This window comes from Duganella sp. GW822-FHT06D06 (assembly GCF_058799615.1).
In genome coordinates, this window is the sequence record NZ_JBXALQ010000008.1 from 73002 (window position 1) to 98371 (window position 25370).

The window sequence follows — 25370 nt, forward strand, 5'->3', positions numbered from 1 at the left end:
TGGTGGTTCCCGCGCAGTCCGCTTCCAGGAACCGCCATCATGGCTTCACTTGCCAAGACCTCCCGTCCCGTCGCCCGTCTGATCGGCCGCCACAGCGCCGTGCAGGCCATGCTCGATTCGCCCGCCACGCTGACCTGGATCGCCGCGCCGGCCGGCTCCGGCAAGACCAGCCTGGGGCTGGAATTCTGCCAGGCCGCCGGCCCCACTGTTGCGTGGTTGCGACTGGACGAGGCGGACATCGACCCGGCCAGCTTCCTGCTCTACTTCGAACAGGCGATCGCCAACGGCGGCGTGGCGCCCGGCTGGCAACCGCCGCCGCTGTTGCGCGAACACCTGCCGGCGCTGCACGGCTACCTGCGGCTGTACGTGCGCGCATTGGGCGCGGCGCTGGCGCCGGCCAGCTGCATCGTGCTCGACGACGCCCACCGCTGCCAGGACGCGCCCTTCTTCCGCCAGTTCCTCGACACGCTGGCCGCCGAGCTGCCGCCGGCCAGCAAGGTCGTGGTGCTGAGCCGAGCGCTGCCGCCGGCCGCCTGCGCGCGCCTGCTGGCGCACGGCGACATGCATGAAGTGGACGGCGCGGCGCTGGCCTTCAGCCGCGACGAAACCGAAATCCTGCTCAACGTGCTGGGCATCGTCCATGCCGGCAGCGTGGCCGACAGCGTCTACAACTTCACGCGCGGCTGGGCCGCCGGCATCGCGCTGGTGGCCTCGTGGCTCAAGCGCCGCCCCGGCGCCGCGCTGGCCGCCGAGGATGTGCTGTCGGAAGCGATGGTGGGCTACCTGGCCGAGGAAGTGTTCAGCGCCTACAGCGACGAGGAACGCGCCACGCTGCTGGCCGTGTGCTGGCTGCCGCACTTCAGCGGCGCCTGGGCGGAGGCGCTGTCCGGCGCGCCGCACGCGGCCGACATCGTGGCCCGCCTGGCCGCGCAGGGGGCGCTGATCTACGAATACCCGGGCCGCCAATATGCGCTGCATCCGCTGTTCCAGGGCTTCCTGCGCAAGTGGGCCGCCACCCGCATCGACGACGCGCAGCGCCGCGCCTGGATCGCCGGCTGCATCGACACCCTGCTGGCCGACGGCAGCGGCGACACCGCCATCAAGCTGGCACTGGAACACGGCATGCCCGAACGCGCGGCCGGCCTGATCGAATCGCGCGCCGAAGCGATGCTGGCCAGCGCCCGCCACACCACGCTGGCGCGCTGGATCGACGCCCTGCCCGAAGCGCAGCGCAGCCCATGGCACTACTACTGGCTGGGCCTGGCCGTGTTCATGAGCGACACCGCGCGCGCCCGCGCCGCGCTGCTCAAGGCGCTGCAAGCGTTCACGGAACAGCACCGGCCGATGCACCGCTTCCTGGCGCTGAGCGCCATCATCAGCTCCTACTTCTTCGACGGCGCCGCCGAACAACCGCTGCGCGCCTTCCTGCAGCAGCACGTGGACCCGTCGGAGGACTACGACCAGCTGCCCGATCCCGACCTGAAAGCCCACCTGACCCACAGCATGTGGAGCGGCTTGTTCATGACCGATCCCGGCCACCAGGACATGGACCTGTGGGAGCAGCGCGCGCTGGACGTACTGCGCCAGCCGGCCGATCCGACGCTGAAGGTGCGGCTGGGCGCGATGCTGGGCCAGCACTACTACCAGTCCGGCCGCTACGCCGCCGTGCGCTCGGTGCGCGTGCTGCTGGACGCGCTGCCGGAGGCGGCCACGCTGCCGCCATACGCGCGCTACCTGTCGCACCTGGTGCGGCTGTACGACGCGCTGGCCGCCATGGACCACACGCGCTTCGACACCGCCTTCGCCGCCTGCCGCGCCAGCTCGGAGAGCAGCGGCATCCGCATCATGGACGCGCACTATGTGCTGCTGTACGCGGCCGCCTGCCTGCTGCGCGGAGAGCTCGACAAGGCCGCCGCCGCCATCGCCGACGTGGCGGCGCAAACGCCGCCGCAGCACCACAACCTGGTGGCCCATCTGCAGCTGACGCAAACCTGGCTGGCCAGCTGCCGCGGCGACGGCCAGGGCGCGCTGGCGTACGCCCGCCTGGCGCATGAAGCGGCGCTGCGCTTCGGCAGCGTGCCGTACGAAATCTACGCGCAGGCCGCCAGCTGCGTCGCTTACACGCTGCTGGACCGCGACCGTTGCGCCGCCGAAACCGTCGTGCTGCGCCAGCATGGCCGCGACTACAGCTCGCCGCTGGCGGCGACCCTGGCCGACCTGCTGGAGGCGTGGCTGTTCATCACCGGCGCCGACGGCAAGGCGCAGGCGCTGCCGCAACTGCAACGGGCGCACCCGGCGCAGCTGCTGCTGGCGCACGACAAGCTGCGCCGCGCGCTGAACCACATCGCCTCGCAGGGCGGCGGCTACCTGACCTTCGCCACGCCGCACATCCTGCAACCGCTGTGCGCGCACGCGCTGGCGGCCGGCATCATCCCCGGCGCGGCCAATATGCTGGTGCGCGCCTGGCGCCTGGCGCCGCCGGAAGACGCCGGCGACAACTGGCCCTGGCCGGTGCAGGTGCGAAGCTTCGGCGGCTTCGAGCTGCGCATCGCCGGCGAGCCCTTGCGCTCGCAAGGAAAATCCAAGCACCGCCAGCTCGACATCCTGAAACTGATCGCGGCCCACGCGCCGTCCAGCATCTCGCTGGAGCGCGCCGCAGAATTGCTATGGCCGGACGCCGACGGCGACACCGCGCGCCACGCGCTGGAAACCACGCTGTCCCGCTTGAGGGCGACGGTGGGCGCGGGCTGCATCCTGCTGGTACAGGGAACGCTGTCGCTGGCGCCGCGGCAGTGCTGGAGCGATACCGCGTCGCTGGAACGGCTGCTGCCACGCCTGCAAACGCTGACGCAGGAATGGGCCGCCGCCGGCGACGCCGCCCCGGCGACGCACGAAGCCGCGCTGCTGGCGACCGCCACGCAGGTGCTGTCGCTGTATCGGGGGGAATTGCTGCTCGGGGAAAGCGCGCCGTGGTTGTTGGCGCGGCGCGAACTATGGCGCGGCAAACTGGCGCGCGCACTGGGCGACGCCGGACGCCAGCTGGCCCATGCCGGCAATACGGCCGCCGCCACGCAGTTGCTGGAGCGCGCGCTGGAGGCCGACCAGTACTGCAAGGCGCTGAGCGCGGACCTGATGCGCATCCATCTGGACGACGCCGCGTTCGAAGCGGGATTGTCGGTCTACCGCCGCTATCAACGCATGGCATTGAGCGCGCTGGGCGCGCCGGTGGCGCCTGAGATCGAAGCGCTGGCGCAGCAGCTGCTGGCCGGCGCCGCGCAATCGGGCCCCGCCCACTTTGCGGGCAAGGCCGGACCGACGCGAACTACATGATGTGCTTCAGATGCTGGGCCGGGATGCCCATCGCCTTGGCCAGTTCGGGATTGTCGCGTATCTGCCGCTCCACGCCTTCCATCGCAGGCACCTCGTGTACATCCAGCCGCTCGGCGTGCGCTTCCGCCGCGCCGCCTTCGGTGCGGCGCGTAACCTTCTGCATGTCCGGCGACACCCGCAACACCACGCCGCCCCGATCACGGGTAGCGTTGAGCAGCGTGCCGTGATGGTCGGTATGCACGGTCAGGGCGGTGTAGCCCGCTTCGCGCAGCAGCGCGGAGATGTCATTGACCAGTTTTTGATCCTTATCCATTTTCATTTTCCTTTTTAAGCTGGGAGCAAGCCAAGCGACGTATCGACGCTGGCGTTTTGTACGACGGTGCCGGCGGCCTTGGTGCCATTGCCGGGCAAGTAGTAAGACTTGGAGAACTTGACGTTGGCGACGGCCGACATCAGTTGCGGCAGCAGGTTCTGCACCTGCTTGCGCACCGCCGGCATGGCGGCTTTCAACGCATCGGAAGCGGGGCCGGCGCAGAAAGGCCCGCCGCCCTCGAACGAAAACCAGGTGCCGTCGACCGTCACGTGCAGGTGCTTCTTGCTATCGAGGAAGACGAACAGGAACACCGAGATGGTGCCGTCGATATCGCTGCAAGCCCACGGGGTCTCGATATGAAAATCGAAATTGACCTTGGTCAGCATATCGAAAGGCTTGTGCGCGGCCGGCGACTGGATAAAGTAGGGAACGCTGATCCACGGCGTGCCCTGCACCCGCAGGCCGCTGGTGAGCGAGGCGCCGGCGGCGATCAGCTGATTGGCGACCATGCCGACGTTGGCGTTGGTGTTAATCAGCTTGCCGAGATCGACCACGATTTCGTTGCTGGGACGGTGGACGACGGACACGACGCTGCCCGGAGGCGATTCGGTGAACGGTTGATCCGCTCCGCTCACGGTGTTCTGGCAGATAAAGATACCGTTAAAGTACCCCTGTATGAATGTGTATGTGCTGGTGACTGACATGATGCATTCTTCCCGTAGATAAAGCGCCGCCGATGGAATATCGGTGACCGCTGGAAGAACGTTAATCTTGTCCGACCCACAAATGACTTGCAAATGCCCGCTAGCCCTACGGCAAGCTAGCGCCGCCCCGTAAGAAAGCGGAGGTAGACTATGTCGGCCAACCATTTTGAGGAGGAAGACGATGAACAAGAACACGCTTTGCCTTTGGTACGACCATGACGCCGAAGAAGCCGCCCACTTCTACGCCCGCACCTTCCCCGACAGCAAGGTCGGCGCGGTGCACCGCGCGCCGTCCGACTTCCCGGGTGGGAAGGCGGATAGCGTTTTGACAGTCGAGTTCACGGTCTGCGGCATCCCGTGCATCGGCCTGATTGGCGGGAAAGCCTTCACGCACAGCGAAGCGTTCTCGTTCCAGATCGCCACCGACGACCAGGCCGAAACCGACCGCTACTGGAACGCCATCGTCAACAACGGCGGCGCGGAGAGCGCCTGCGGCTGGTGCAAGGACAAATGGGGCCTGTCGTGGCAGATCACGCCGCGCGTGCTGACCGACGCCATGGCCAAGGGCGGCGATGTGGCCAAGCGCGCGTTCGCGGCGATGATGGAGATGCGCAAAATCGATGTGGCCAAGATCGAGGCTGCGGTGCGCGCAGCGTCCTGACCCCGGCAGGCCAGTTCAGGCCGCCGTTTCCCGCGCTGGATTGAGCAGGGAAGTCAGCACATGGTCAGCCCACTGGCCGTTGATTTTCAAATATTCCTTCGCCAATCCTTCGCGCTTGAATCCCAGTCGGGACAACAGTTTCTCGCTGCGCTGGTTGTTCGGCTGAAAATTGGCCATGATGCGATGCAGGCCGTGAGTCTCGAAGGCATGGGGAATAGCCGCTTCCAGGGCTTCACGCATGTAGCCGCGCCCCTGATGGCCGCTGCCGAGGGAAAATCCCAAATGGCACGCCTGAAAAGGGCCCTGGATAATATTCGTGAAACTGCATTCACCGATCACTTCAGCGCCGCCCGCCGCCAGTACCAGCCAGTAAAGCGCCGATCTTTCTGCGACCTCGTCTTCCATCGTGCGCAGCCGGCTTTCGACTGCCTGCAAGGTATAGAACTGCTCCGACCGCTCAGGCTCCCACGCATGCAGATGGACGCGGTTGGACACGCGATAAGCGAGAACGCCGGCGCTGTCTTCGATCGTGGGAACTCGGAGTACCAGGCGTTCCGTGACGAGGCGATCTAATTTGTGATTAATCATGAGCGGAGATCAAATCAGTGTTTTCTTGGGACTCTTCATGCAAATTCCCATGGGGGTCAAGTCTGACATTCGGACACAAGCTCTACTGTACGTCACTCAAAAGCTGACCTCGTGTCCGAATGTCAGACTTGACCCCGGTGTTACTGTTTCAATAGTCCCTCGATCGCGTCCAGCAGCACCGGCTCCTGGAACGGTTTGCCGAAGTAGGCGTTCACGCCCAGTTGCAGCGCGTAGTTGCGGTGCTTGTCGGCGCTGCGGGAGGTGATCATGATGATGGGGATGTCCCTGGTGCGCTCGTCGCCGCGTACGTTGCGGGTCAGGTCGAAGCCGTCCATGCGCGGCATTTCGATATCGACCAGCATCAGGTCCGGCGTGGCGCCTTGCAGTTGTTCCAGCGCGTCGACACCGTCCTTGGCCAGGACCACGCTGTAGCCTTCGCGCTCCAGCAGGCGCTGGGTTACGCGGCGCACCGTCATCGAATCGTCAACCACCATGATCGAGCGGCCCGCGGCGCGCGGCGCGGGGCTGTCGCCGGCCGCTTGCGCATAGTGCTGCCTCATCTCGGGATGATGCGCCAGGTGCTGCGCCAGCGCCACCGGGTTCAGGATCAGGACGATGTCGCCCGAACCCAGCACCGTGGCGCCGGCGATGCCGACCATGCGCGCCAGCTGCGGGCCGATGTTCTTGATGACGACCTCGCGGTTGCCCAGCACTTCATCGACGCGCACCGCCAGCCGCTCGTTGCCGTTCTTGAGCATCATCACCGGCGCGGAGCGCTGCACCGGCGGGTGCGCCGCCGCGTCGCCCAGCAAGGCGGGCAGGTAGTGCAGCACGGCGTGCTGGCCTTGAATCGGTACATATCCGTTGTGATGCGCTTCAACCAGCGCCGCGTCCTTCATCTGTAGCACCTGCTCGACCAGGATGGCGGGCAGCGCGTAGGTCTTGCCGCCGGCAGCCAGCAGCACGACCTGTGTGACGGCCAGCGTCAACGGCAGGTGGATGGTGAAGCGGGTGCCCTTGCCAGGCTCCGAGAACGTGTCGACACGGCCGCCCAGCGCCTGCGCTTCGGACTGCACGATGTCCATGCCGACGCCGCGCCCGGACAGCTCGGTCAGCGCTTCAGCGGTGGAGAAGCCGGGTTCGAAAATCAGGTCGGCGATCTGGGCGTCGCTGACTTCTTCGTCTGCTTGCAGCAGGCCGTTGCTGATCGCCTTGGCGCGGATGCGTTCCAGATCGAGGCCGGCGCCGTCGTCGGTGAACTCGATAACGACTTCATTGCCCTGCTGCGTGACCTGCACCAGCAGTTCGCCGGTTTCGCTCTTGCCCGCTTCGCTGCGGGCGGCGCGGCTTTCCACGCCGTGCGCGATGGCGTTGCGCAGCAGGTGTTCGAATGGCGCGGCCATGCGTTCCAGCACGCTGCGGTCCACTTCCACCGCGCTGCCGCGAATATCCAGGTTGACGCGCTTGTCGACTTCCTTGGCGCTTTGGCGGGCGACGCGGAACAGGCGCTCGGAGATGCTGGCGAATGGCACCATGCGAACCCGCATCAGGTCGCGTTGCAGGTCGCGCGTGAGGCGCGCTTGCAGCACCAGGTCGTCGCCGGCGTTGTCGACGCTGCGGGTCAGGCTTTCGTGGAAGGAGGCGACGTCGTTGACGCTCTCCGCCATCATGCGGGTCAGCTCCTGCAGGCGCGTGAAGCGGTCGAACTCGAGCGGGTCGAATTCGCGTTCGCTCGATATCGACATGCGGGAGGCGATCTGCGATTCGGCTTGCATTTCGACTTCGCGCAGCTGGCGGCGCAGGCGGGCCAGGTTTTCGGAGAAGTCGAACAGCGAGGCGCGCAACGTCTCTACTTCGTTTTCCAGCTTGGAGCGGGAGATCGATACTTCACCGGCCTGGTTCACCAGACGGTCAAGGATGTCGGCACGTACGCGAACCAGCGGCGATTTGACGCTGGATTGCAGGTCGTCGGCCGGTGCGTGTGGGGCCGGCGCGACGGCTGGCGCGGCGGGGCCGTCGATGGCGTCGGCGGTGATGTCGCTGGTGCCGGCGATGTCAGGCTCGCCGGCCTCCATGCTGGCGACATCGACGGCCAGGCCGGCGGCGGCCTGCTGCAATGCCTCCGGGTGCTGGAGCTGTTCGAACAGCAGCAGCGCGTGATCGTAGTGGGCCAGCAGTTCATCGAACGCCTGCGGCGTGGCGGAACCGGCGTGCACCATGTTTTCAATGTGCGTTTCGATTTCGTGGGCGTGCTGGCCCAGGCGCATTGCCCCGGCCATGCGGGCGCTGCCCTTCACGGTGTGCAGCAGGCGCAGCAGGCTTTGGGCGTGCGCGGTGTCGGCGGGACTGTGCTGCCAGGCGCGCAATGCTTCGCCTACTTGCGGCAGCAGGTCCGCGCCCTCTTCCAGGAAGACTGGCAGCAGGTCGGCATCCAGTTCGTCGTTGAAGATCGCTGGTGCGGCGGTCAGGATTTCTGGTTCGGCAGGCGGGAGTTCGAGGATCTCGGCTTCCAGCTCAGGCTCCGGCTGCGGCTCGATGACCTGGTCGGGCTCGGGTTCTGGCTCCGGCGCGGCAGCTACCGGCTCTGGCTCTGGCTCTGGCTCTGGCTCTGGCTCCGGCTCTGGGTCCGGCTCTGGCTCCGGCTCTGGCTCCGGTTCTGGCTCCGGCTCCGGGGCCAGCGGCTCGGCGATCTTGAGCGGCGGTTCGGCGAAGGAGTCGTCAAACGCGGCGTTGAACAGATCATCGATGCTGTCGTCAGTCCGCGCTTCTGTCTTTTTCGGTGCTTCCGCCACCACCGGGGCATCGGATTCCGGCACGCTTCCACTGAGCGCATCAAACGCCTCGCGGAACAACCTGTCCATCATCGACTCCATCGGCGCGGGCGGTGCGCTGGTGATGTCATGCATCGTCTCCGCGACCAGATCATCGAGTCGCGCTTCGATCGCATTGCTGGCGGCAGGTGGCGTCGCCTCCAGCTCCGCACGCAGATCGTGCAGCGCCGTGACCAGCTCCGGCTGTGCGGACGGCATGTCGCCCGCCGCAAAACTCTGCAGCATCTGGCGGATGCGCTCTATCGTAAAGTCCAGCAAATCATGCTGCACCTGGTCCAGATGCGGCGCAGGCGGCAGCAACGCCTGGAGCGTGGACTCCAGCGCCAGCGCCAGCTCACGCAAGGACTTGAAGCCCACCGTGCCCGACGTGCCAGCCAGCGTATGCGACGCCTGCAACGCCTCCCCATTGACCGGACGGCGCGGCTCATGCCGCCATTCGCCAAAGTCCTGCGTCAGCAAGCGAACCAGTTCGTCCGTCTCGTGCAGATAGATGTTGTACAGCGGCAGAGGGATTTCCAGCTCGCCGATATGCTTGACGTTGTCGTCGCGCGGCACCACCGGCGTGATGGTCGGGAATTCGATGACGTTGCCGGTAGCGGCAAACGCCGGCGGCGCTGCCGGTTCCACCGCCGGCGGCACATCGTCCTCCGGCGCTGCCTCGGTTGCGGCAAGCGCAGGGTCCTCCTCCGCCACAACTTCCGCCGGCGGCACTGGCGACAGCGGCGGCGAAATCGGCGCATCGATCGCAAAATCGCCGCCGTCCTGCACCCGCGCCGCGGCAGCGACCAGCGCATCCGCATTGCGCGCCGAAACGCCGGACGCCACCAACTCCGCCACCCAGGCGCCCATCTGCCGCGCTGCCTCGCCCAGCAGATCAAACAGCGCATCCGTCGCCGGCCGCGCTTCCGCCAGCCACACATTCATCACCCGCTCGATGCCATGCGCCGCATCGGCAAACTGGTTCAACCCCACCATCCGTCCGCTGCCCTTGAGCGTATGGAAGGAGCGCCGCAGCATGGTCAGATGTTCCTCGCTACCCGACTCCGCGCGCGGTTTGGCCAGCGTCGCGTCGACAAACTTCAGCACATCCTGCGCCTCGGAGATGAAGATATCGAGCAGCTCGGCCTCCACCGCCGCATCGCTGCTGGCGGGCGCCGGCGCTTGCACCGGCATGGCCACGGGCGCCGGCGCCGGCACCTGCTGGTCCAGCACCGGTATCGACTCCGAACCCGCCATCTTCTTGAACGGCACCGAACGGAAAGTGCCATGCTCCGCGTCGAACGCAAAGCGCTCGCGCGCGCCGGCCGCGTTCTGCGCCAGCATATCGACAAAGAAGCCCAGCGCGCCGACGTTCTGCGCGATATCGTCCAGCGCCTTCGGTTCCAATGACGGATCGCCCTCGCCGGCCGCCAGCGCATGCACGGCGGCCTTCACGTGCTGCGCCGCCTGCGTCGCGCCCTCCTGGTCGAGCATCGCCAGCGCGCCCTGCAACTGGTGCAGCACCCGCTCCAAGTCCACCAGCGACGGCCGCTTCGAAGGATCGATGTAATACTCGTCGAGCACCTTCTCCACCTGCCGCAGGCCGGTTTTCATTTCCATCGCCAGCGCGACGACGGTGTCGTCCTGCTGCATTTGCTGCGCCAGGCCGCGCTGCCACTGCGCAGGCTCCGGCGGCGTATCGCCGGACACCAGCGCCAGCAGACGCGCGCCTATCGTGTCGGCGTGGGCGGCGAAATCGTCGGGCAGATGGCGGATCTGCTCCAGTCCATGTTCCGCGAACAGCAGCGCGGTGGCCATCTCCAGCGCCAGCTCCTCGCTGCGGCCGGCGGAGATGGCGGTATGCGCCACCTCGGCCAGCTGCCGCAGCAGCACGCTCAGCGCCGGCATCTCCAGTTGATCGCACGCCCCGGCCACATCGCCCAACGCGCCGCCGAAAGCCGCGTCCAGCGCCGGATCGATTTCCGCCCCGGCCAGCCGGTCCCAGTTGGCTTTCGCCTTCGCCATGCCGGCCTTGGCGCGCTCCAGCGCCTCAAGGTCGATCTGGCCGTAGCGGCGGCGTTCGTAGTCGGCCGGCACCAGGCCGTCGAGCGCGAACACGCGGCGCAGGCGCTGCACCGTTTCCGAAGCCGAAGCAGGTCCGGCGGCGGCGATGAAGAACAGGGCGTCGCGCAGCATCGCGTCCGGCTGGGCGGCGGTGCCCTGGCTCAGGCGGCGTATCTGCAAATTGATCATGCCGAACAGCTGCTTGACGTACAACCCACCCGCCAGCTCGCCATTGGCCACCAGCTCGGCGAAGGCCTGCATCGCCAGCCAGAAGGTGCGCGCCTTGGCGTCCTGTTGCGCCGAGGCGACCAGTTTCACCGCCTCCAGCAGCGCGGCGGCATGCTCCTGCTGCTGCGCGGCGTCGGCGCTCTTCAGATATGGCAGCAGCGATTTCTCAAAGCGCTGACGATAGGCCGTGTAGTCGGCGGCGGGCACTTCGCCGGCGGCCGACAGATCGGCGCTGCGCGACAAATCGGGATAGAACAAGTCGGCCGGATGGACGCGCTCCGTACCCAGCATCTCCTGCACCGCGCGGTAGTAAGGGAACAGCTTGACCGGCTGCGACGGGCCGCCTTCCAGCAGCTCCTGCAAATACTCGACCAATGCCTGATACAGCTCCGCCAGCGTCTGCGCATGATCGGTGCTGCATTTGAGCGCACCGGCCTTGAAGCGGTCCAGCGCCTCCTCGGCCACCTGAGTCACCAGGCCGACGCCGTCCACGTCCACCATCATCAGCGCGCCATGCGCCTGGTGCAGATGGGATTTGGCGTGCTGCAGCTGGGTCGCCTGATCTTCCGGCGCCCGGCCGCCCGCTTCGAACAGGGCGGTCTTCGAGCGTGCCAGCGACTCGCGGATCTCCACCATCACCCACGACAAGGGGCCGGTATCAAATTGCGGTTGCGGCGGATTCGGAAAATCAGTTGTGGTCATGCTTGCCTCGGCCTTTCAATGATGGGCGGTTCAGGACGCGATACGGAAGCGCGCCACCGAGTTTTTCAATTCCTGCGCCAGCACTGACAGCTTATGAATCGATTGTGCGGTTTGTTGGGTGCCGTCCTGCGTCTGCTCGGTCACCGTCAAAATGTGTTGGATGTTCTGCGCCACGCCGGTCGCCGACGTGGCCTGCTGGCCGGTCGCCATCGAGATGCCGGAGATCAGCTCGGCCAGGCGGTTCGACACCTGCGAGATGTCGTTCAGCGCCGCGCCGGCCGCGTCGGACAGGCGCGCCCCTTCGACCACGCCCTGGGTCGACTTCTCCATTGCGGCCACGGCGTCGTGGGTATCGGTCTGGATGGTGCGCACCAGCGCGCCGATCTGCTTGGCCGCCTCGCCCGAGCGTTCCGCCAGGCGCTGCACCTCTTCCGCCACCACCGAGAAGCCGCGTCCCGCCTCGCCGGCCGACGCGGCCTGGATTGCGGCGTTCAGCGCCAGTACGTTGGTCTGTTCGGTAATGTCGGAAATCAGTTCGGTGATCTCGCCGATCTCCTGCGACGATTCGCCCAGGCGCTTGATGCGCTTGGAAGTATCCTGGATCTGCTCGCGGATCTCGTGCATGCCCTTGATCGCGTTTTCCACCGCCGTCGCGCCCTGCTGCGCCGCCGCCACCGACTGGCGCGCCACGTCGGCCGATTCGCTGGCGGAGCGCGAGACGTCGGTGATCTCGTTGGCCATCTTCACGACCGTGGCCGACGCATCCTGGATCTCGCGCGACTGCTGTTGCGACGCCAGCAGCAGGTCGCTGGAGATGCTCTGCGCGTGGGTGGACGCCTTGGTCACCTGCTCGGCGGTGGCGGTCACGCGGCCCACCAGGCCGCGCAGCTCTTCCACCGTGTAGTTGACCGAGTCGGCGATGGCGCCGGTGATGTCCTCGGACACCGTGGCCTGCACCGTCAAGTCGCCGTCCGCCACTTCCTGCAGTTCGTTCATCAGGCGCAGAATCGCCGCCTGGTTCTGGTCGTTCATGGCCTTGGCTTCTTCTTCCTTGCGCTGCGATTGCTGGCGCATGGTTTCCGCCTCCTGGCGGCGGCGGTCGGCGCCACGGGTGCGGTTGTACGAATCGACCAGCAGCACGCGGCCGATGGCCGCCGCCGACACCAGCGTCAGCATGCCGCCGGCCACCATCAGCCAGAAGGTCGTGCCGAGCGAATCCTGGTCCTGGCGGTAGGCCTGCTGCAAGACCGACAGGCGCTGGCGCAGCGCTTCGTTGTCGGTGAAGATCAGCTGCTCCGCGCCCTTGGCGGCGCTGAATTTATCCAGCTTGTCGAGGATGCCCGTGACCAGCTTCTGGTATTCCTCGAATTCGGTCTTGAGCGCCGTGAACTTCTCGCGCAGGTCCGGCTCGCGCACGGCGGCCAGTCCGAGCGGCGCGCTGCCGTTGAGGAAACCGTCGATGGTATTGCGGAACACGGTGGTGTCGCGCCCCAGCTGGAACGCGCTGTCCGACTTGATGCCGCCGCCGATCAGGAACTCGCCGGCGCTGCGGCTCATGCGCTGGGTCAGCATGGTCAGCTTGCCGAGCGCCGCGATCTCGCGCGCCGAACCGCCGCGCTGCACCTTGAGCGTGGAGATTTCCTCGGTGTGGGTCAACAGGCCGGGCGACATGGCGTTGAGCTTGTGCAGCGTCTTGTCAACGTCGCTCAGGTCGGCCTTCAGCAGCAGGATGGTGTTGGCCGCCTTGTCCGACTGGTTCCACTGCTTGCGCGCGGCGGCGACCACCGGCGCCAGCGACGAAATCGGCTCGCCGATCTCGCGGCCCTGATAGCGGCCGCCGCGCGTCATCAATTGGAAGTCGTTGTTCAGTTCATTGCGGCTTTCCTCCAGCTGGCGGAAGCCTTCGGCGCTGCCCTGCACCGCGTTCGGCGTGGCCTTGCCGATGCGCTGCGAGTGCATCAGCGCATCGCTGGCGACCTGGGTCTGGGTCGAGCGGTTGGCGCTGTGGATGGTGTTGAGGGCGACGAACAAGGCGCTCAGCAGCAAGCTGACCGCCAGCGCCGTCGACAGGATGCTCAGCTGGCGTTGCGCCGGCAGGTGGCCGATCAGCGGCAGCTTGAAGCCGGCGCCCGCTTCGGCCGCCGCGAGCGGTGCACCGCCACGCCGGCCCAGCGCATCGCGCAGGCGCAGCGGCGCGGCGCTGTCTTCGCTGTCGGCGTGACTGGTGCTGGCGGGCGCCTGCTCCGCCTGGACGGCGGCGTGCATGAACTGCGAATCGCCCGCTTCGCCGAATTCTGAATTCGCTGCCAGATCCTGGCCGGCACTCCGGTTGCCACGCGAGAAAAACCCCATCTTGAAAGCCATTCCACCCTCTCCGGATTAGTTGCGACCTACATCAGTATGCCGCCCTTACAAACCAACGTGCAGAAAACGCGCTTCGCGCACCAGTTGCGCCAGGTCGACGCGGGTCCATTGCTGGCCCTCGCTGTCGGTGAAATGCTGGCGGCGCCATTCGGGTCCGGCATCGTCCGGCGCCTCCGCCGCCTGCATGTCGGCCAGCTTGCGCAGGCCCAGCACGCGCTCGACCAGCAGTGCGCAGTTGAAGCCCAGTGCCGGCGCGAATGTGATCAAACGGCAGTCGGAGGCGGCGGCGTCGCCGGCGGCCTGGCCCTGGTAGCACGCCAGGTCGATCACGCCGGTCAGGTTGCCCCGTATATTGGCCAGGCCGTGGTACCACTGCTGCGCCAGCGGCACCGGCGTGACCGGCTGCAACGGCACGATCTCGCTAATCTGCGTCAGATCAAGCAGGCAAAGACGGCCGCCTATCAGCACGCCCAGTTCGCGGCCGCCGACGGCGACGCCGGTCTTGGCGGCCTGCATGCGCTCCAGCAGCTGCACCTGATACTGGCGCAGGCGGCTGCGGCGTTCCGGACCGGCCGGTGTGGCTGGGGTATCGGGCGTCTGGCTGCTCATCGTTTAGCCGAGGGCGGCGATTTTGGCCAGCAGCTCGGCCGCGTCGACCGGTTTCACCAGGTAGTCGCGGGCGCCCTGGCGCAGGCCCCAGATTCGGTCGGTCTCCTGGTTTTTACTGGAGCAGATAATCACCGGCACGTCCTGCAGATCGGGGTCGCGGGCGATCGCGCGGGTGACCTGGAAGCCGTTCGCGCCGGGCATGACCACGTCCATCAGGATCAGCTGGGGCTTGTCGGCCTTGATCTTGACCAGCGCTTCCTCGCCGTTTTCGGCGGTGGAGACGGAAAAGCCGTTTTTGACCAGGATGTCGGTCAGATAGTAGCGCTCCGTGGGCGAATCGTCGACGATCAGAATTCTTTGTATGGTCATGGTATTCCCCTGAAGCTTAGTTATTCTCTTCGTTATTCTTGTGGCGAGACGCCGCCGGTATGCTCGCGCACCGCGGCCAGCAGGCTGTCTTTGGTAAATGGTTTGGTGAGGTAGGCCGCCGAGCCGACCATGGCGCCGCGCGCGCGGTCGAACAGGCCGTCCTTGGACGACAGCATCAGCACCGGCGTGGCGTGGAATTTGGCGCTTTTTTTGATCAGCGCGCAGGTCTGGTAGCCGTCGAGGCGCGGCATCAGGATGTCGCAGAAGACCAGCGCAGGATGATGGTCGTTGATCTTGGCCAGCGCGTCGAATCCATCCTCGGCCAGTACCACCTGGTAACCGGCCTGGGTCAGGAAGATCTCGGCCGAACGACGTATCGTGCTGCTATCGTCGATCACCATGATTTTCAGGGCATTAGCGTGCGGCGTGGTCGTCGTCATAGTCGGTTCGCTGGAATGGTGGCTACACCATAGCATAGGCGGGAGGCGGCTGGCGCGATACTAACGCTGCGCCAGTCGGCCGGCGCGGGGTATCAGATGGCTACCATCTCGAAATCGTCCTTGCGGGCGCCGCATTCCGGGCAGCTCCAGTTCATCGGCACGTCGGCCCAGCGGGTGCCGGCGGCGATGCCTTCGTCCGGCAAGCCGGCTTGTTCGTCGTAGATCCAGCCACAGATCAGGCACATCCAGGTCTGGAACTCCTGCGTTGTTTCATTGCTACTCACGTTCTGTCACCCTTCAATCAAGTAAAATGCTGAATTAGGTATCTTAATCTACCCGCCGTGCAAAACCAAACATCTCCTCTCATATTAAGCTTCGGCGCCGCCGATCCGGCCGGCGCGATCGGCGTCCAGGCCGACCTGGCAGCATTTTCCGCCCTCTCCTGCACCGGCCTGGCGGTGACCACCGCGTTGCTGATCGGCGACAGTGCCCGCGTCGAAGACGCCCAGGACATCGATGCCGACTGGGTTTCCGACCAGGCCCGCGTGATCCTGGAGGACATGACGATGGCCGCCTTCAAGGTCGGCGCGTTGAACAATGTCGAGCAGGTGGCGGCCATCGCCGAGATCCTGTCCGACTATCCCGATGCGCCGCTGATCCTCGATCCGTTCAGTTCCCGCCTGCCCGATCCGGCCGATGTCGACGAAATCGAAGAGCTGCTGACCGCCTTGCGCCAGCTGCTGGTGCCGCAGGCCACGCTGCTGATGCTGTCGCAGGTGGAGCTGGGCCGGCTGGCCGAAACCTGGCGCGAAGGCGCCGAGGACACCATGGAATCGGACGTCGAGCATTTGCTGGCCCTGGGCTGCGAATTCGTGCTCGTCACCGGCACCCACGCCGGCTCGCCGCAGGGCGAAACGGCCGCGCCGAACACGCTGGCCAACACCCTGTTCGGCGCCGACGGCGTGATCAGCCACGACGCCTGGCAGCATATGCCCGGCCCATTCCTCGGCGCCGGCGGCACGCTGTCGGCGGCGATCACCGCCTTCATGGCGCGCGGCAGCGACGTGCCGGACGCGGTGAAGGCGGCCCAGGAATACACCGTCGGCGCACTGGCGCACGCCCAGCGCTACGGCATGGGCAAGTTCATACCTAACCGTTTCTTCCACATGCAGCAGGCTTTACCAACTTGATATTGAAGATGCCATCATGACCACGACTTCCAAAAACGACCAGCTGTTCGAACGCGCCCAGAAAACCACGCCCGGCGGCGTCAACTCGCCGGTGCGCGCCTTCCGCTCGGTGGGCGGCACGCCGCGCTTCATCACCCGCGCCGAAGGCCCGTACTTCTGGGACGCGGACGACAAGCGCTACATCGACTACATCGGCTCCTGGGGCCCGGCCATCGTCGGCCACGCGCATCCGGTGGTGGTGAAGGCGGTGCAGGAGGCGGCCGCGCGCGGCCTGTCGTTCGGCGCGCCGACCGAAGGCGAGGTCCTGATGGCCGAAGAAATCTGCCGCCTGGTGCCGTCGATCGAGCAGGTGCGCCTGGTCTCGTCGGGCACCGAGGCGACCATGAGCGCGCTGCGCCTGGCGCGCGGCGCCACGGGCCGCGACAAGATCATCAAGTTCGAAGGCTGCTACCACGGCCACGCCGATTCGCTGCTGGTCAAGGCGGGCAGCGGCCTGCTCACCTTCGGCAATCCGACATCGGCCGGCGTGCCGGAGGACTTCGTCAAGCACACGCTGGTGCTGGACTATAACAACGTGCAGCAGCTGGAAGAGGCGTTCGCCTCGTTCGGCGACGAAATCGCCTGCGTGATCGTCGAGCCGGTGGCCGGCAATATGAACCTGATCAAGGCCACCGAGGCGTTCTTGCAGGCCATGCGCGCGCTGTGCACCAAGCACGGTGCGGTGCTGATCTTCGACGAAGTGATGTGCGGCTTCCGCGTCGCGTTGGGCGGCGCGCAGCAGCTGTACGGCATCAAGCCGGACCTGACGGCGCTGGGCAAGGTAATCGGCGGCGGCCTGCCGGTGGCGGCCTTCGGCGGCAGCGCTGAGCTGATGAGCAAGATGGCGCCGCTGGGCGCCGTCTACCAGGCAGGCACCTTGTCGGGCAACCCGGTGGCGGTGGCGGCCGGCATGACGACCCTGAAGATCATCCAGGAGCCGGGCTTCTACGAGAAACTGAGCGCGACGGCTACGCGCCTGGCGGCCGGTCTGACCAAGGCGGCCAAGGAAGCGGGCATCGTCTTCTGCGCCGACGCCGTGGGCGGCATGTTCGGCCTGTACTTCAGCGAGACGCCGCCGAACAACTACGCCGAAATGATGGCCGGCGACCGCGCGCGCTTCAACGTGTTCTTCCACGCGATGCTGGACGAAGGCGTGTACTTCGCGCCGGCCGCGTTCGAGGCCGGCTTCGTCTCGGCGCAACACAGCGACGCGGTGATCGACGAGACCATCGCCGCCGCCGCCCGCGTGTTCAAAAAGTTGGCGTAAAGACCCGGGGTCAAGTCTGACATTCGGACACGGGCTCTGCCGTAGATAGCATTACGGCAGAGCCCGTGTCCGAATGTCAGACTTGACCCCCGGGTTAGATTTCGTCTTCCTCGTCCTCTTCGGACTGCTGGATCACGCCGGTGTTGAAGTTGTATTCGAACAGGTCGCCGTAGCGGCCCCACTCGATGGCGACGCGCAGTGCGCGTTCCGCCTCTTCTTCGCTGAGCGTGAAGCGCAGCAGCTTGAGGAACAGCTCCTCCGGCAGGTCGCCCGACTTGTCCTGCTGCAGGCCGTGGCAGATGTAGGCGATCAGCGGCACATGCTCCAGCAGCTGCTTGCCGAAGATGTCCTGCCGCTCCGTGTTGCTGGCCGCCGCGTACCTGCCGCCCAAATCGGTCAGCAGGATATCGCCGTTGGTCAGGTAGGCAAACCCCAGCAGTATCAAACCGTTCAACACTTCCAGCAGCTCGGCGTCGGTCAGCTCGGTTTCTTCGGCCAGCTGCGGCAGGTCGGCGCGGCCGGAGAACGGCTCTTCGGACAGCAGCTCCACGATACCTTCCATGTGCGCGATGTCGGCCTGCGGCAGGCGATCGCCCAGCTGCAGCTTGACCTCCTTCTCGCTGATCAAGCCGCGGCGGCCGGCGCCGGCGGTCATCAACTCATACACCTTGTCGATCAGCTGGCGCACTTCCGGCCCCTCGGCCTTGCGCGGCTGCGGCAGCGAGATCGGCAACTCGGCGCGCACGCGGCCAGGATCGCTGGCGAAGATCAGCACGCGGTCGGCCATCATCACCGCTTCCTCGATGTTGTGCGACACCACCAGGATCGCCTTGGTCGGGATCTGGCCGGACTGCCACAGCTCCAGTATCTCTTCGCGCAGGCGCTCGCCGGTCAGCACGTCCAGCGCGGAAAACGCCTCGTCCATCAACAGCACCTCCGGCTCCATCACCAGCGCGCGGGCGATGCCGACGCGCTGGCGCATGCCGCCCGACAGCTCGCGCGGCAGCGCGCCTTCGAAGCCGGACAGGCCGATCAGCTCAATCACCTTCTCGGCGCGGCGCGCGCGCTCCTCGGCCGGCATGCCCTGCGCCTCCAGCCCCAGCTCGACGTTCTTCTGCACCGTCAACCACGGGAACAGCGCGAACGACTGGAACACCATGCGGATACCGCGCGCCGTGCCGTACAGCGGCATGCCGCGATACAGCACCTGGCCGGCGTCGGCCTGGATCAGGCCCGCCATGATGCGCAGCATGGTCGATTTGCCGGAACCCGATTGGCCCAGCAACGCGACGATCTCGCCTTCGTGCAGCGTGAAGTCCACGCCTTCCAGCACCGAGCGCGCGGAGCCGTCGGCGCCACGGAAATGCTTGCCGACCGATTTCAATTCGACGATAGGAGTGCTCATAATTCGATCTCAATACTAGAAATGCAGCCGGCTCTCGGCCATGGTGTACAGGCGGCGCCACACGAAATGGTTGAAGCCCATGACGAAGATGCACATGACGCCGATGCCCAGCGCGATGCGCGGGAAGTCGCCGGCGGTGGTCATCTCCTGGATGTAGCTGCCGATGCCGTGCGCCTTCAGCGTGGTCGGGCCCCAGCTGACATATTCCGCCACGATGCTGGCGTTCCACGAGCCGCCGGTGGCGGTGATGGCGCCGGTGACGAAGCTGGGGAAGATCGCCGGCAGCAGGTAGCGCCGCCATTTGAGCCAGCCGGTCAGGCCGAAGTTCTTGGCGGCGTGACGCAGCTCGGTCGGAATGGTGGAGGCGCCGGCGATCACGTTGAACAGCAAATACCACTGGGTGCCGAGTATCATCAGCGGCGACAGCCAGATGTCCGGGTTCAAGTTATAACGCACGATCAGCACCACCGCCACCGGGAACACCAGGTTGGTCGGGAAGGCGGCGAGGAACTGCGCCACCGCCTGCGTGCGCGAAGCCCAGCGAGGGTTCATGCCGATCCAGACGCCGACCGGCACCCACACCAGGGCGGCCAGCGCCAGCAGCAGGATCACGCGCGCCAGCGTGTACAGGCCAAGCACGAACACATGCCCCACCTCGGCCCAGCCGACTTCGGTGCTGATGAAGTGGCCCAGGCTCCACAAGGCGTAGAACACCACGGCGGCGATCACCGCGTCCCACACGCGCTGCGGCACCAGCGACGGCTGGTCGCGGCGGGCGCGGATCGAGGTGCCGTCGTGGCTCAGGCGGAACAGGGCGATGGAGCGCGACAGCAGGTTGCCGAACCATGCCACCATCGCCTGGGTGCGCTCGGTGCGGCGCAGCCAGGTGAGCAGCCACGATTGCTGGGCGGTGTCGCTGCCGGTTTCCTCGAAGCGGAACTTGTCGGCCCAGGCCAGCAAGGGTCGGAAGAACAGCTGGTCGTACATCAGCACCCCGACCAGCATGGCGCCGATGGCCCAGCCGATGGCGCCCATGTCGCTCTGGGCGATGGCCATGGCGATATAGGAACCGATGCCGGGCAGCTTGATGTCCTGGCCGGAGACCGAAATCGCTTCCGACGCCACCACGAAGAACCAGCCGCCGGACATCGACATCATCATGTTCCACAGCAGGCCGGGCATGGCGAACGGCAGCTCCAGGCGCCAGAAGCGCTGCCAGCCCGAGAGCTGGAACACGCGCGCCGCTTCCGACAATTCGGCCGGCACGCTGCGGAAGCCCTGGTAGGCGGAGAACGCCATATTCCAGGCCTGCGAGGTGAAGATGGCGAAGATCGCCGCGCACTCCACGCCCAGCAGGCTGCCGGGGAAGAAGGCGATGAAGGCGGTGACGGTGATCGACAGGAAGCCCAGGATGGGGATCGATTGCAGGATGTCGAGCATCGGCACCAGCACTTTTTCGGCCAGCCGGTATTTGGTGGTGAGGGCGGCGAACACGCAGCTGAACACCACCGACGCGCCCAGCGCGATGAACATGCGCAGCGTGGTGCGCAGCAGGTAGTACGGCAGGTGGCTCGGGTCCAGCGACATGGGCAAGGTCTGGCCCAGCTCGTACGGGCGGACCATTTGCTGACTGCCGTAGGCCAGCAGGACGAACAGCGCCAGCACGATGGGCAGCAGGGCCCAGTCCCAGCGATTGCCGCCGGCCTCGACCACCTGACGGGGGAAAAATTGCCGTTTTTTGCTCATTCTTTGTGCTTTCTCCGGCCAGAACAACCGGTGCGGTTGACCGGAGCGTGACACAGGCCGCCATTCTAAGTGAAAACTTATGCGAAATTAATTACGGTCGTGAAAGTTGGTGACTATTTACGGCCCTTGTAAGGCGCATAATTGTGTGACTATCGGATTAATATTGCGCGTTATGAAATTGATTGCTGAAAAACGGTCCAAGACCGACAAATACGATGTGTTGCGCTTCGTGCGCAACAACGGCAGCTGCACCGACACCGTGATGCCGCGCCAGGGCATCTTGCCGCACGATCTGTTGCACTACGTGGTGGAGTCGGCCCTGCCGCTGCGGCACGGCTTCCTCAGCCTGCTGGCGCGCGGCGCGGATGCGCAGTTCGTCATGGAGGCGGTGCACGATGCCTCCAACAAGGATGTGGAGACCGAGGCGGTGCAGGCGGAAGCGATCGTCGAGGGGCTGCAGGCGCAGTTGTGGTCGGGCGCGTTCGACGAGCAAGCCTTCCTGGCCGGCGCCGCCTCGGCCTGCACCGCGCGCGACAAGCAGCCGTTCGACTTCAGCAAGATCGGCATCGACATCAAGGCGGCGCTGTACGACCGCGCGCTGTCGCTGAACGAAAAATGGATCACGGCGCCCTACTTCAGCACCCTGTCGCTGGAATTCAGCCCGCAGCCGGTGTAACGCTTACTTCAACCACCCACGGCGGCGGAAGTACCAGAACGGGGCGATGGCGCTGGTGATCATCAGCGCGACGGCGAACGGGTAGCCGAGCTGCCATTCCAGCTCCGGCAGCCACTTGAAGTTCATGCCGTAGATCGAGGCGATCAGGGTCGGCGGCAGGAAGGCCACGCTGGCCACCGAGAAGATCTTGATGATCTTGTTCTGGTTGATGTTGATGAAGCCGACCGTGGCGTCCATCAGGAAGTTGATCTTGTCGAACAGGAAGGACGTGTGGCCGTCCAGCGATTCGATGTCGCGCAGAATCTGACGCGCTTCCTCGAACTGTTCCGAATTCAACAAGCGTCCGCGCATCAGGAAGCTGACCGCGCGCCGCGTATCCATCATGTTGCGGCGGATGCGGCCGTTCAAGTCTTCCTCGTGGGCGATGGCGTTCAGCGCGGCGGCCGCGTCCTGGTCGGTGAACTCTTCCTGCAGCACGCGGCCGCTGACTTCTTCCAGGTTCTGGTAGATGCCTTCCAGCGCGTCGGCCGAGTATTCGGCGTCGGTCGCGTACAGGTCCAGCAGCACGTCCATGTAGTCGGCGATCGAGCCGGGCCGCGAGCGGGCGCGCATGCGCACCAGGCGGAACACCGGCAAATCGTCGGTGTGCACCGAGAACAGCATCTTGCGCGCCAGGATGAAGGCCACCGTGACGATGCGCGACGGGCCGTCCTCTTCTTCCAGCAAAAAGTCGGTGCGCAGGTGCAGGTCGCCGTTTTCCGCTTCGTAATAGCGGGCCGACGCTTCGATGTCCTTGACTTCGTCCTCGCCCGGCAAGGTCACGCCGTAGATGGTCTTGACCCACGCGCGTTCGTCGTCCGTCGGGTCGGTCAGGTCGACCCAGACCGGCTCGACCTGTTCCAGGTCTTCGCGACTGTCGATGGGCACCTGGTTGAGCCGGCCATTCTGGAGAACGAAAACATTAATCATGGGTACGCGAGCCTTCTGGAAACAGCGCAAGTGTACCCGCAAAGCCCCTGCCGAGGCCAGCCTGCCATGCGGTTTTTCGGCCTAGCGGGTCGCTTTTTCTATCATTTTATCGGTCGCCGACTGCGGGGCTGCGTCGGCCGGGTCCGGCTTGGGTACTTTGGGCGCTTCGATGCCGCGCGTGGCTATGGCCTTGACCACCTTGCCGTCCTTGCAGTCGACGTCGGACAGCACGGTTTTGCCGTCGATAACGCACTTGCGCAGCACCCCCGCCGGGGCCGCCGGAGCGGCCACCGCGGCCGCCGAGGCCGAGGCCGACGCGGCCGCCGGCGCCTGGCCGCTCAGCTTGGCCAGCCCTTCGGTGAAAAAATTGCGCTCATGCCGGGCCGACATCAAAAACGCCATCGCAATCGCCGCCAGCGAGGCCATGATGATGGCCACCTGGATCAATCCGAGTCCACGCTGCTTGCTTAACATCGCTGCCTCCTAGGGTAGTTCCGCCGATCCCATGCGGCGCAGGATCACGCCGGTGCGCCGCGCCAGGTAGCCCGAATCGCGGTGTCTGTCGAAGAAGCGCGGATTGGGCAACATCACCGCCAGCTTGGCCGCCTGGGCCGCGCCCAGGTTGGCCGCGCTGACGCCATAGTAATGCCGCGCCGCCGCCTCGGCGCCGAATGTGCCGGTGCCGAACTCCACCACGTTCAGGTAGATCTCGAAGATGCGTTCCTTGTCCATCAAGGTTTCCAGCATATAGGTGATGACCAGCTCCTGGCCCTTGCGCAGATAGCTGCGCGAGCCGGACAGGAACAAATTCTTGGCCAGTTGCTGGGTGATGGTCGAGCCGCCCGACACCACCTTGTGCTTCTTGTTGTTCTTCTCGTAGGCCTTTTGCAGCGCCTCCCAGTCGACGCCCTCGTGCTCGGAGAAATTGGCGTCCTCGGAGGCGATGATGGCGCGCTTGAGGTTGTTCGAGATACGGTTGTACGGCACCCACACTTGCTGGATGTTGGCGTCCGGCTTCTTCTCGCGCAGCACCGCGCGCTGCTCGCGCATGAAGCTGGTCGTCGACGGATTATGGTCGACCCACCACCAGATCTGCAAGAAGAAGTACAGCTGCACGACCAGCACCAGCAACACCGGCAGGATGAAGATCCACTTCACCCAGCGCCATTTGCCCGCCTTGGCCGCGCTCACAGTTTTGCCCGCAGCGATTGCAGCACCTCGGCGGTGGCCGGCTGCACGCCGCGCCACAGGCTGAACGCCTCGGCGGCCTGCTCGACCAGCATGCCCAGGCCGTCGCGCAGGCGTGCGCCGTGCTGGCCCGCGAACTGCAAGAATACCGTGGGGGAGGCTGAGTACATCATGTCGAACGCAAGCGAACCGGGCGCGAAGACCGACGGCGACACCGGCGGCAGTTCGGCGCTCAGGCTGGCCGAGGTGGCGTTGATGACGATGTCGAACGCGCCGTCGATGTCGCCGTAGCCGCAGGCTGATACCACACCTTCGCCGCCCAGCGCGGCAAACTGTTCCACCAGCGCCTCGGCCGTGGCCACGGTGCGGTTGGCGATGACCAGCTGCGCCGGGCGATGTTCCAGGATCGGCAGCACCACGCCGCGCGCGGCGCCGCCTGCGCCCAGCAACAGCACCCGCTTGCCGATGATCGGCACGCCGGCGTTGTTGACGATGTCCGCCACCAGTCCCGCGCCGTCGGTGTTGTCGCCGACGATGCCGTCCTCGGTGAAGTGCAGCGTGTTGACGGCGCCGGCCGCGCGGGCGCGGATGGTCAGCGCCTGCGCCAGCTTCACCGCGTCCAGCTTGAACGGCACGGTGACGTTGGCCCCACGGCCGCCCTCGGCGATGAAGGCTTGGACGGCGGCGGCAAAGCCGTCCACCGGCGCCAGCCGTTTTTCATACGTCAGATCCTGCCCGGTCTGGGCCGCGAACGCGGCGTGGATCTCGGGTGATTTGCTATGGGCAATCGGATTGCCGAATACGCAGTAGCGGTCCATCAACGTCCTCCGCCGCTTAAGTCGGCCTGTAGTTTGTCTTCGCGGGTGAATTTGAACGTCGTGACGATCACCCACAAATCGTCTTTTTCGTTCGACAGCATGTTCGGCGGGAACTTGCCGAACGGCGCGGCGCGGCGCACGATGTTCATCGCCGCCTCATCCAGCGCGGTATTGCCGGAGCTGCGGTCGACCTTGATGCCGCCGTCCCGCTCGTAGATCGTGCCGTCCTGGAACACCGGAATCGACAGCACCAGCTGGCCGTACAGTTTGCGGCCGTTCTGCTGCGGGAAGTTCAGCGTGCCGATGTCTTCGATCCGTTTCTGGATCGCTTTGTAGTACATCGCGTAGCCCACCCCGCGCGTGCTCGGCGTGATGAAGGTCTTCTTCGGACGCTTGTTCTGGTCCTCGATGGTTTCGCTGATCTCGGCGGCGCGGCGGGCGATGGCCTTGCTGGCGTCCAGCAGGTCGGCGCCGGTCGGCAGCGGATCGGGCTTGCTCTTTTCCGTCACCGGCGGCGCGCTGAACGGGGTCTGTTTGGCCGCTTGCGTCAGCAGGTTCTGTTGCTGCTGTTCCAGTTCGGCGATGCGGCGCTTGGCGGCCTTGATGCTGTCGCCCGTTTCCATCTTGCGCAGGTCGGGCAGCGGCGATTTGGAACGGCCCTTGTCGACGGTGCCGCCGCCGTCCAGGTTGGCCTGGGCCAGCGCGTCGGCCTTCAGCGGCGCCTTGCTGTGCTTGGCGTTGACCAGGATCACTTCCAGCCCCGGATCGGTGGCTTGCACCGGCGTCGGCCTGGGCGCGACAAAGTGCACCGCGAGCAAGGCGCCATGCGCCATCAGCGACAGGCCGATGGCGAGGTACAGCAAGCGATTTTCTTTGAAAGACTTCACGCG

21 protein-coding genes are annotated in these 25370 nt (G+C 65.9%); 5 read left to right on the plus strand and 16 right to left on the minus strand.

Annotated features, from left to right (window positions below):
• Nucleotides 1-39 precede the first annotated feature (39 nt).
• Nucleotides 40-3330 (plus strand): AfsR/SARP family transcriptional regulator, encoded by a 3291-nt coding sequence (locus AC1RMD_RS16395; protein WP_492927741.1) that lies wholly within the window; start codon nt 40-42, stop codon nt 3328-3330.
• Here the strand turns inward: AC1RMD_RS16395 and AC1RMD_RS16400 are convergent.
• On the minus strand, nt 3323-3643 hold the full coding sequence (locus AC1RMD_RS16400) for a hypothetical protein (protein ID WP_492927743.1): 321 nt from the start codon (nt 3641-3643) through the stop codon (nt 3323-3325). The two genes, AC1RMD_RS16395 and AC1RMD_RS16400, sit on opposite strands and share 8 nt — an antisense overlap.
• A gap of 14 nt (nt 3644-3657) precedes the next feature.
• Nucleotides 3658-4278, minus strand: coding sequence for a hypothetical protein (locus AC1RMD_RS16405; protein WP_492927744.1), 621 nt, complete (start codon nt 4276-4278; stop codon nt 3658-3660).
• 250 nt (nt 4279-4528) lie between these two features.
• Between AC1RMD_RS16405 and AC1RMD_RS16410 the strand changes: the two genes are divergently transcribed.
• Nucleotides 4529-5008, plus strand: coding sequence for a VOC family protein (locus AC1RMD_RS16410; protein ID WP_492927745.1), 480 nt, complete (start codon nt 4529-4531; stop codon nt 5006-5008).
• Between the two features lie 15 nt (nt 5009-5023).
• Here the strand turns inward: AC1RMD_RS16410 and AC1RMD_RS16415 are convergent, their stop codons facing one another.
• From AC1RMD_RS16415 to AC1RMD_RS16445, 7 genes are all read right to left on the minus strand, one after another.
• Nucleotides 5024-5596: a GNAT family N-acetyltransferase gene (locus AC1RMD_RS16415; RefSeq protein ID WP_492927746.1), complete on the minus strand. Its 573-nt coding sequence runs from the start codon at nt 5594-5596 to the stop codon at nt 5024-5026.
• Between the two features lie 140 nt (nt 5597-5736).
• Nucleotides 5737-11400, minus strand: a complete 5664-nt coding sequence (locus AC1RMD_RS16420; RefSeq protein ID WP_492927747.1) for a hybrid sensor histidine kinase/response regulator — start codon at nt 11398-11400, stop codon at nt 5737-5739.
• A gap of 30 nt (nt 11401-11430) precedes the next feature.
• The gene (locus AC1RMD_RS16425; RefSeq protein WP_492927748.1) at nt 11431-13764 is read right to left on the minus strand and encodes a methyl-accepting chemotaxis protein; all 2334 of its coding nucleotides are present in this window, start codon (nt 13762-13764) and stop codon (nt 11431-11433) included.
• Nucleotides 13765-13809: 45 nt separating this feature from the next.
• A complete protein-coding gene (locus AC1RMD_RS16430; protein WP_492927749.1) occupies nt 13810-14373 on the minus strand; it encodes a chemotaxis protein CheW in 564 nt (187 codons plus the stop codon).
• Between the two features lie 3 nt (nt 14374-14376).
• A complete protein-coding gene (locus AC1RMD_RS16435; RefSeq protein WP_492927750.1) occupies nt 14377-14742 on the minus strand; it encodes a response regulator transcription factor in 366 nt (121 codons plus the stop codon).
• Nucleotides 14743-14774: 32 nt separating this feature from the next.
• Complete coding sequence (locus AC1RMD_RS16440) at nt 14775-15182, minus strand: response regulator (RefSeq protein ID WP_492927751.1); 408 nt, start codon at nt 15180-15182, stop codon at nt 14775-14777.
• 92 nt (nt 15183-15274) lie between these two features.
• Nucleotides 15275-15466, minus strand: a complete 192-nt coding sequence (locus tag AC1RMD_RS16445) for a rubredoxin (RefSeq protein WP_301546346.1) — start codon at nt 15464-15466, stop codon at nt 15275-15277.
• 57 nt (nt 15467-15523) lie between these two features.
• Here AC1RMD_RS16445 and thiD point away from each other — a divergent pair, with 57 nt between their 5' ends.
• Entirely contained in the window at nt 15524-16372 is an 849-nt protein-coding gene (gene thiD / locus AC1RMD_RS16450) for a bifunctional hydroxymethylpyrimidine kinase/phosphomethylpyrimidine kinase (protein ID WP_492927752.1), read from the plus strand.
• A gap of 16 nt (nt 16373-16388) precedes the next feature.
• Nucleotides 16389-17678 carry a glutamate-1-semialdehyde 2,1-aminomutase gene (gene hemL, locus AC1RMD_RS16455; protein ID WP_492927753.1) on the plus strand — a complete coding sequence of 430 codons (1290 nt, stop codon included), beginning with the start codon at nt 16389-16391 and terminating at the stop codon, nt 17676-17678.
• A gap of 94 nt (nt 17679-17772) precedes the next feature.
• Here hemL and AC1RMD_RS16460 read toward each other — a convergent pair whose 3' ends face one another.
• The gene (locus AC1RMD_RS16460) at nt 17773-19083 is read right to left on the minus strand and encodes an ABC transporter ATP-binding protein (protein ID WP_492927754.1); all 1311 of its coding nucleotides are present in this window, start codon (nt 19081-19083) and stop codon (nt 17773-17775) included.
• Nucleotides 19084-19098: 15 nt separating this feature from the next.
• Nucleotides 19099-20829 carry an ABC transporter permease gene (locus AC1RMD_RS16465; RefSeq protein WP_492927755.1) on the minus strand — a complete coding sequence of 577 codons (1731 nt, stop codon included), beginning with the start codon at nt 20827-20829 and terminating at the stop codon, nt 19099-19101.
• 172 nt (nt 20830-21001) lie between these two features.
• On the opposite strand from AC1RMD_RS16465, the gene AC1RMD_RS16470 reads away from it, so the two are divergent.
• Nucleotides 21002-21505: a hypothetical protein gene (locus tag AC1RMD_RS16470; RefSeq protein ID WP_492927757.1), complete on the plus strand. Its 504-nt coding sequence runs from the start codon at nt 21002-21004 to the stop codon at nt 21503-21505.
• A 3-nt stretch (nt 21506-21508) separates the two neighbouring features.
• Here AC1RMD_RS16470 and corA read toward each other — a convergent pair whose 3' ends face one another.
• From corA to AC1RMD_RS16495, 5 genes are all read right to left on the minus strand, one after another.
• The gene (corA, locus tag AC1RMD_RS16475; RefSeq protein WP_492927758.1) at nt 21509-22474 is read right to left on the minus strand and encodes a magnesium/cobalt transporter CorA; all 966 of its coding nucleotides are present in this window, start codon (nt 22472-22474) and stop codon (nt 21509-21511) included.
• 81 nt (nt 22475-22555) lie between these two features.
• On the minus strand, nt 22556-22948 hold the full coding sequence (locus tag AC1RMD_RS16480; RefSeq protein WP_492927759.1) for a DUF4124 domain-containing protein: 393 nt from the start codon (nt 22946-22948) through the stop codon (nt 22556-22558).
• Between the two features lie 9 nt (nt 22949-22957).
• Nucleotides 22958-23665, minus strand: a complete 708-nt coding sequence (gene mtgA, locus AC1RMD_RS16485; RefSeq protein WP_492927760.1) for a monofunctional biosynthetic peptidoglycan transglycosylase — start codon at nt 23663-23665, stop codon at nt 22958-22960.
• A complete protein-coding gene (gene aroE, locus AC1RMD_RS16490; protein ID WP_492927761.1) occupies nt 23662-24480 on the minus strand; it encodes a shikimate dehydrogenase in 819 nt (272 codons plus the stop codon). The genes mtgA and aroE overlap by 4 nt, the downstream gene beginning before the upstream one ends.
• Complete coding sequence (locus AC1RMD_RS16495) at nt 24480-25313, minus strand: TonB family protein (protein WP_492927942.1); 834 nt, start codon at nt 25311-25313, stop codon at nt 24480-24482. Before AC1RMD_RS16495 ends, aroE begins: the two co-directional genes overlap by 1 nt.
• Nucleotides 25314-25370 lie beyond the last annotated feature (57 nt).

Excerpts from the sequence above, each read along its gene's own strand:
- AC1RMD_RS16425 (WP_492927748.1), bottom strand. The coding sequence starts at position 13,764 with ATGGCTTTCAAGATGGGGTTTTTCTCGCGTGGCAACCGGAGTGCCGGC.
- AC1RMD_RS16480 (WP_492927759.1), bottom strand. The coding sequence starts at position 22,948 with ATGTTAAGCAAGCAGCGTGGACTCGGATTGATCCAGGTGGCCATCATC.
- AC1RMD_RS16435 (WP_492927750.1), bottom strand. The coding sequence starts at position 14,742 with ATGACCATACAAAGAATTCTGATCGTCGACGATTCGCCCACGGAGCGC.
- AC1RMD_RS16440 (WP_492927751.1), bottom strand. The coding sequence starts at position 15,182 with ATGACGACGACCACGCCGCACGCTAATGCCCTGAAAATCATGGTGATC.
- AC1RMD_RS16415 (WP_492927746.1), bottom strand. The coding sequence starts at position 5,596 with ATGATTAATCACAAATTAGATCGCCTCGTCACGGAACGCCTGGTACTC.
- AC1RMD_RS16420 (WP_492927747.1), bottom strand. The coding sequence starts at position 11,400 with ATGACCACAACTGATTTTCCGAATCCGCCGCAACCGCAATTTGATACC.
- aroE (WP_492927761.1), bottom strand. The coding sequence starts at position 24,480 with ATGGACCGCTACTGCGTATTCGGCAATCCGATTGCCCATAGCAAATCA.
- corA (WP_492927758.1), bottom strand. The coding sequence starts at position 22,474 with ATGATTAATGTTTTCGTTCTCCAGAATGGCCGGCTCAACCAGGTGCCC.
- AC1RMD_RS16430 (WP_492927749.1), bottom strand. The coding sequence starts at position 14,373 with ATGAGCAGCCAGACGCCCGATACCCCAGCCACACCGGCCGGTCCGGAA.
- AC1RMD_RS16400 (WP_492927743.1), bottom strand. The coding sequence starts at position 3,643 with ATGGATAAGGATCAAAAACTGGTCAATGACATCTCCGCGCTGCTGCGC.
- AC1RMD_RS16460 (WP_492927754.1), bottom strand. The coding sequence starts at position 19,083 with ATGAGCACTCCTATCGTCGAATTGAAATCGGTCGGCAAGCATTTCCGT.
- AC1RMD_RS16470 (WP_492927757.1), top strand. The coding sequence starts at position 21,002 with ATGAAATTGATTGCTGAAAAACGGTCCAAGACCGACAAATACGATGTG.
- AC1RMD_RS16395 (WP_492927741.1), top strand. The coding sequence starts at position 40 with ATGGCTTCACTTGCCAAGACCTCCCGTCCCGTCGCCCGTCTGATCGGC.
- AC1RMD_RS16495 (WP_492927942.1), bottom strand. The coding sequence starts at position 25,313 with ATGGCGCATGGCGCCTTGCTCGCGGTGCACTTTGTCGCGCCCAGGCCG.
- AC1RMD_RS16465 (WP_492927755.1), bottom strand. The coding sequence starts at position 20,829 with ATGAGCAAAAAACGGCAATTTTTCCCCCGTCAGGTGGTCGAGGCCGGC.
- hemL (WP_492927753.1), top strand. The coding sequence starts at position 16,389 with ATGACCACGACTTCCAAAAACGACCAGCTGTTCGAACGCGCCCAGAAA.
- AC1RMD_RS16410 (WP_492927745.1), top strand. The coding sequence starts at position 4,529 with ATGAACAAGAACACGCTTTGCCTTTGGTACGACCATGACGCCGAAGAA.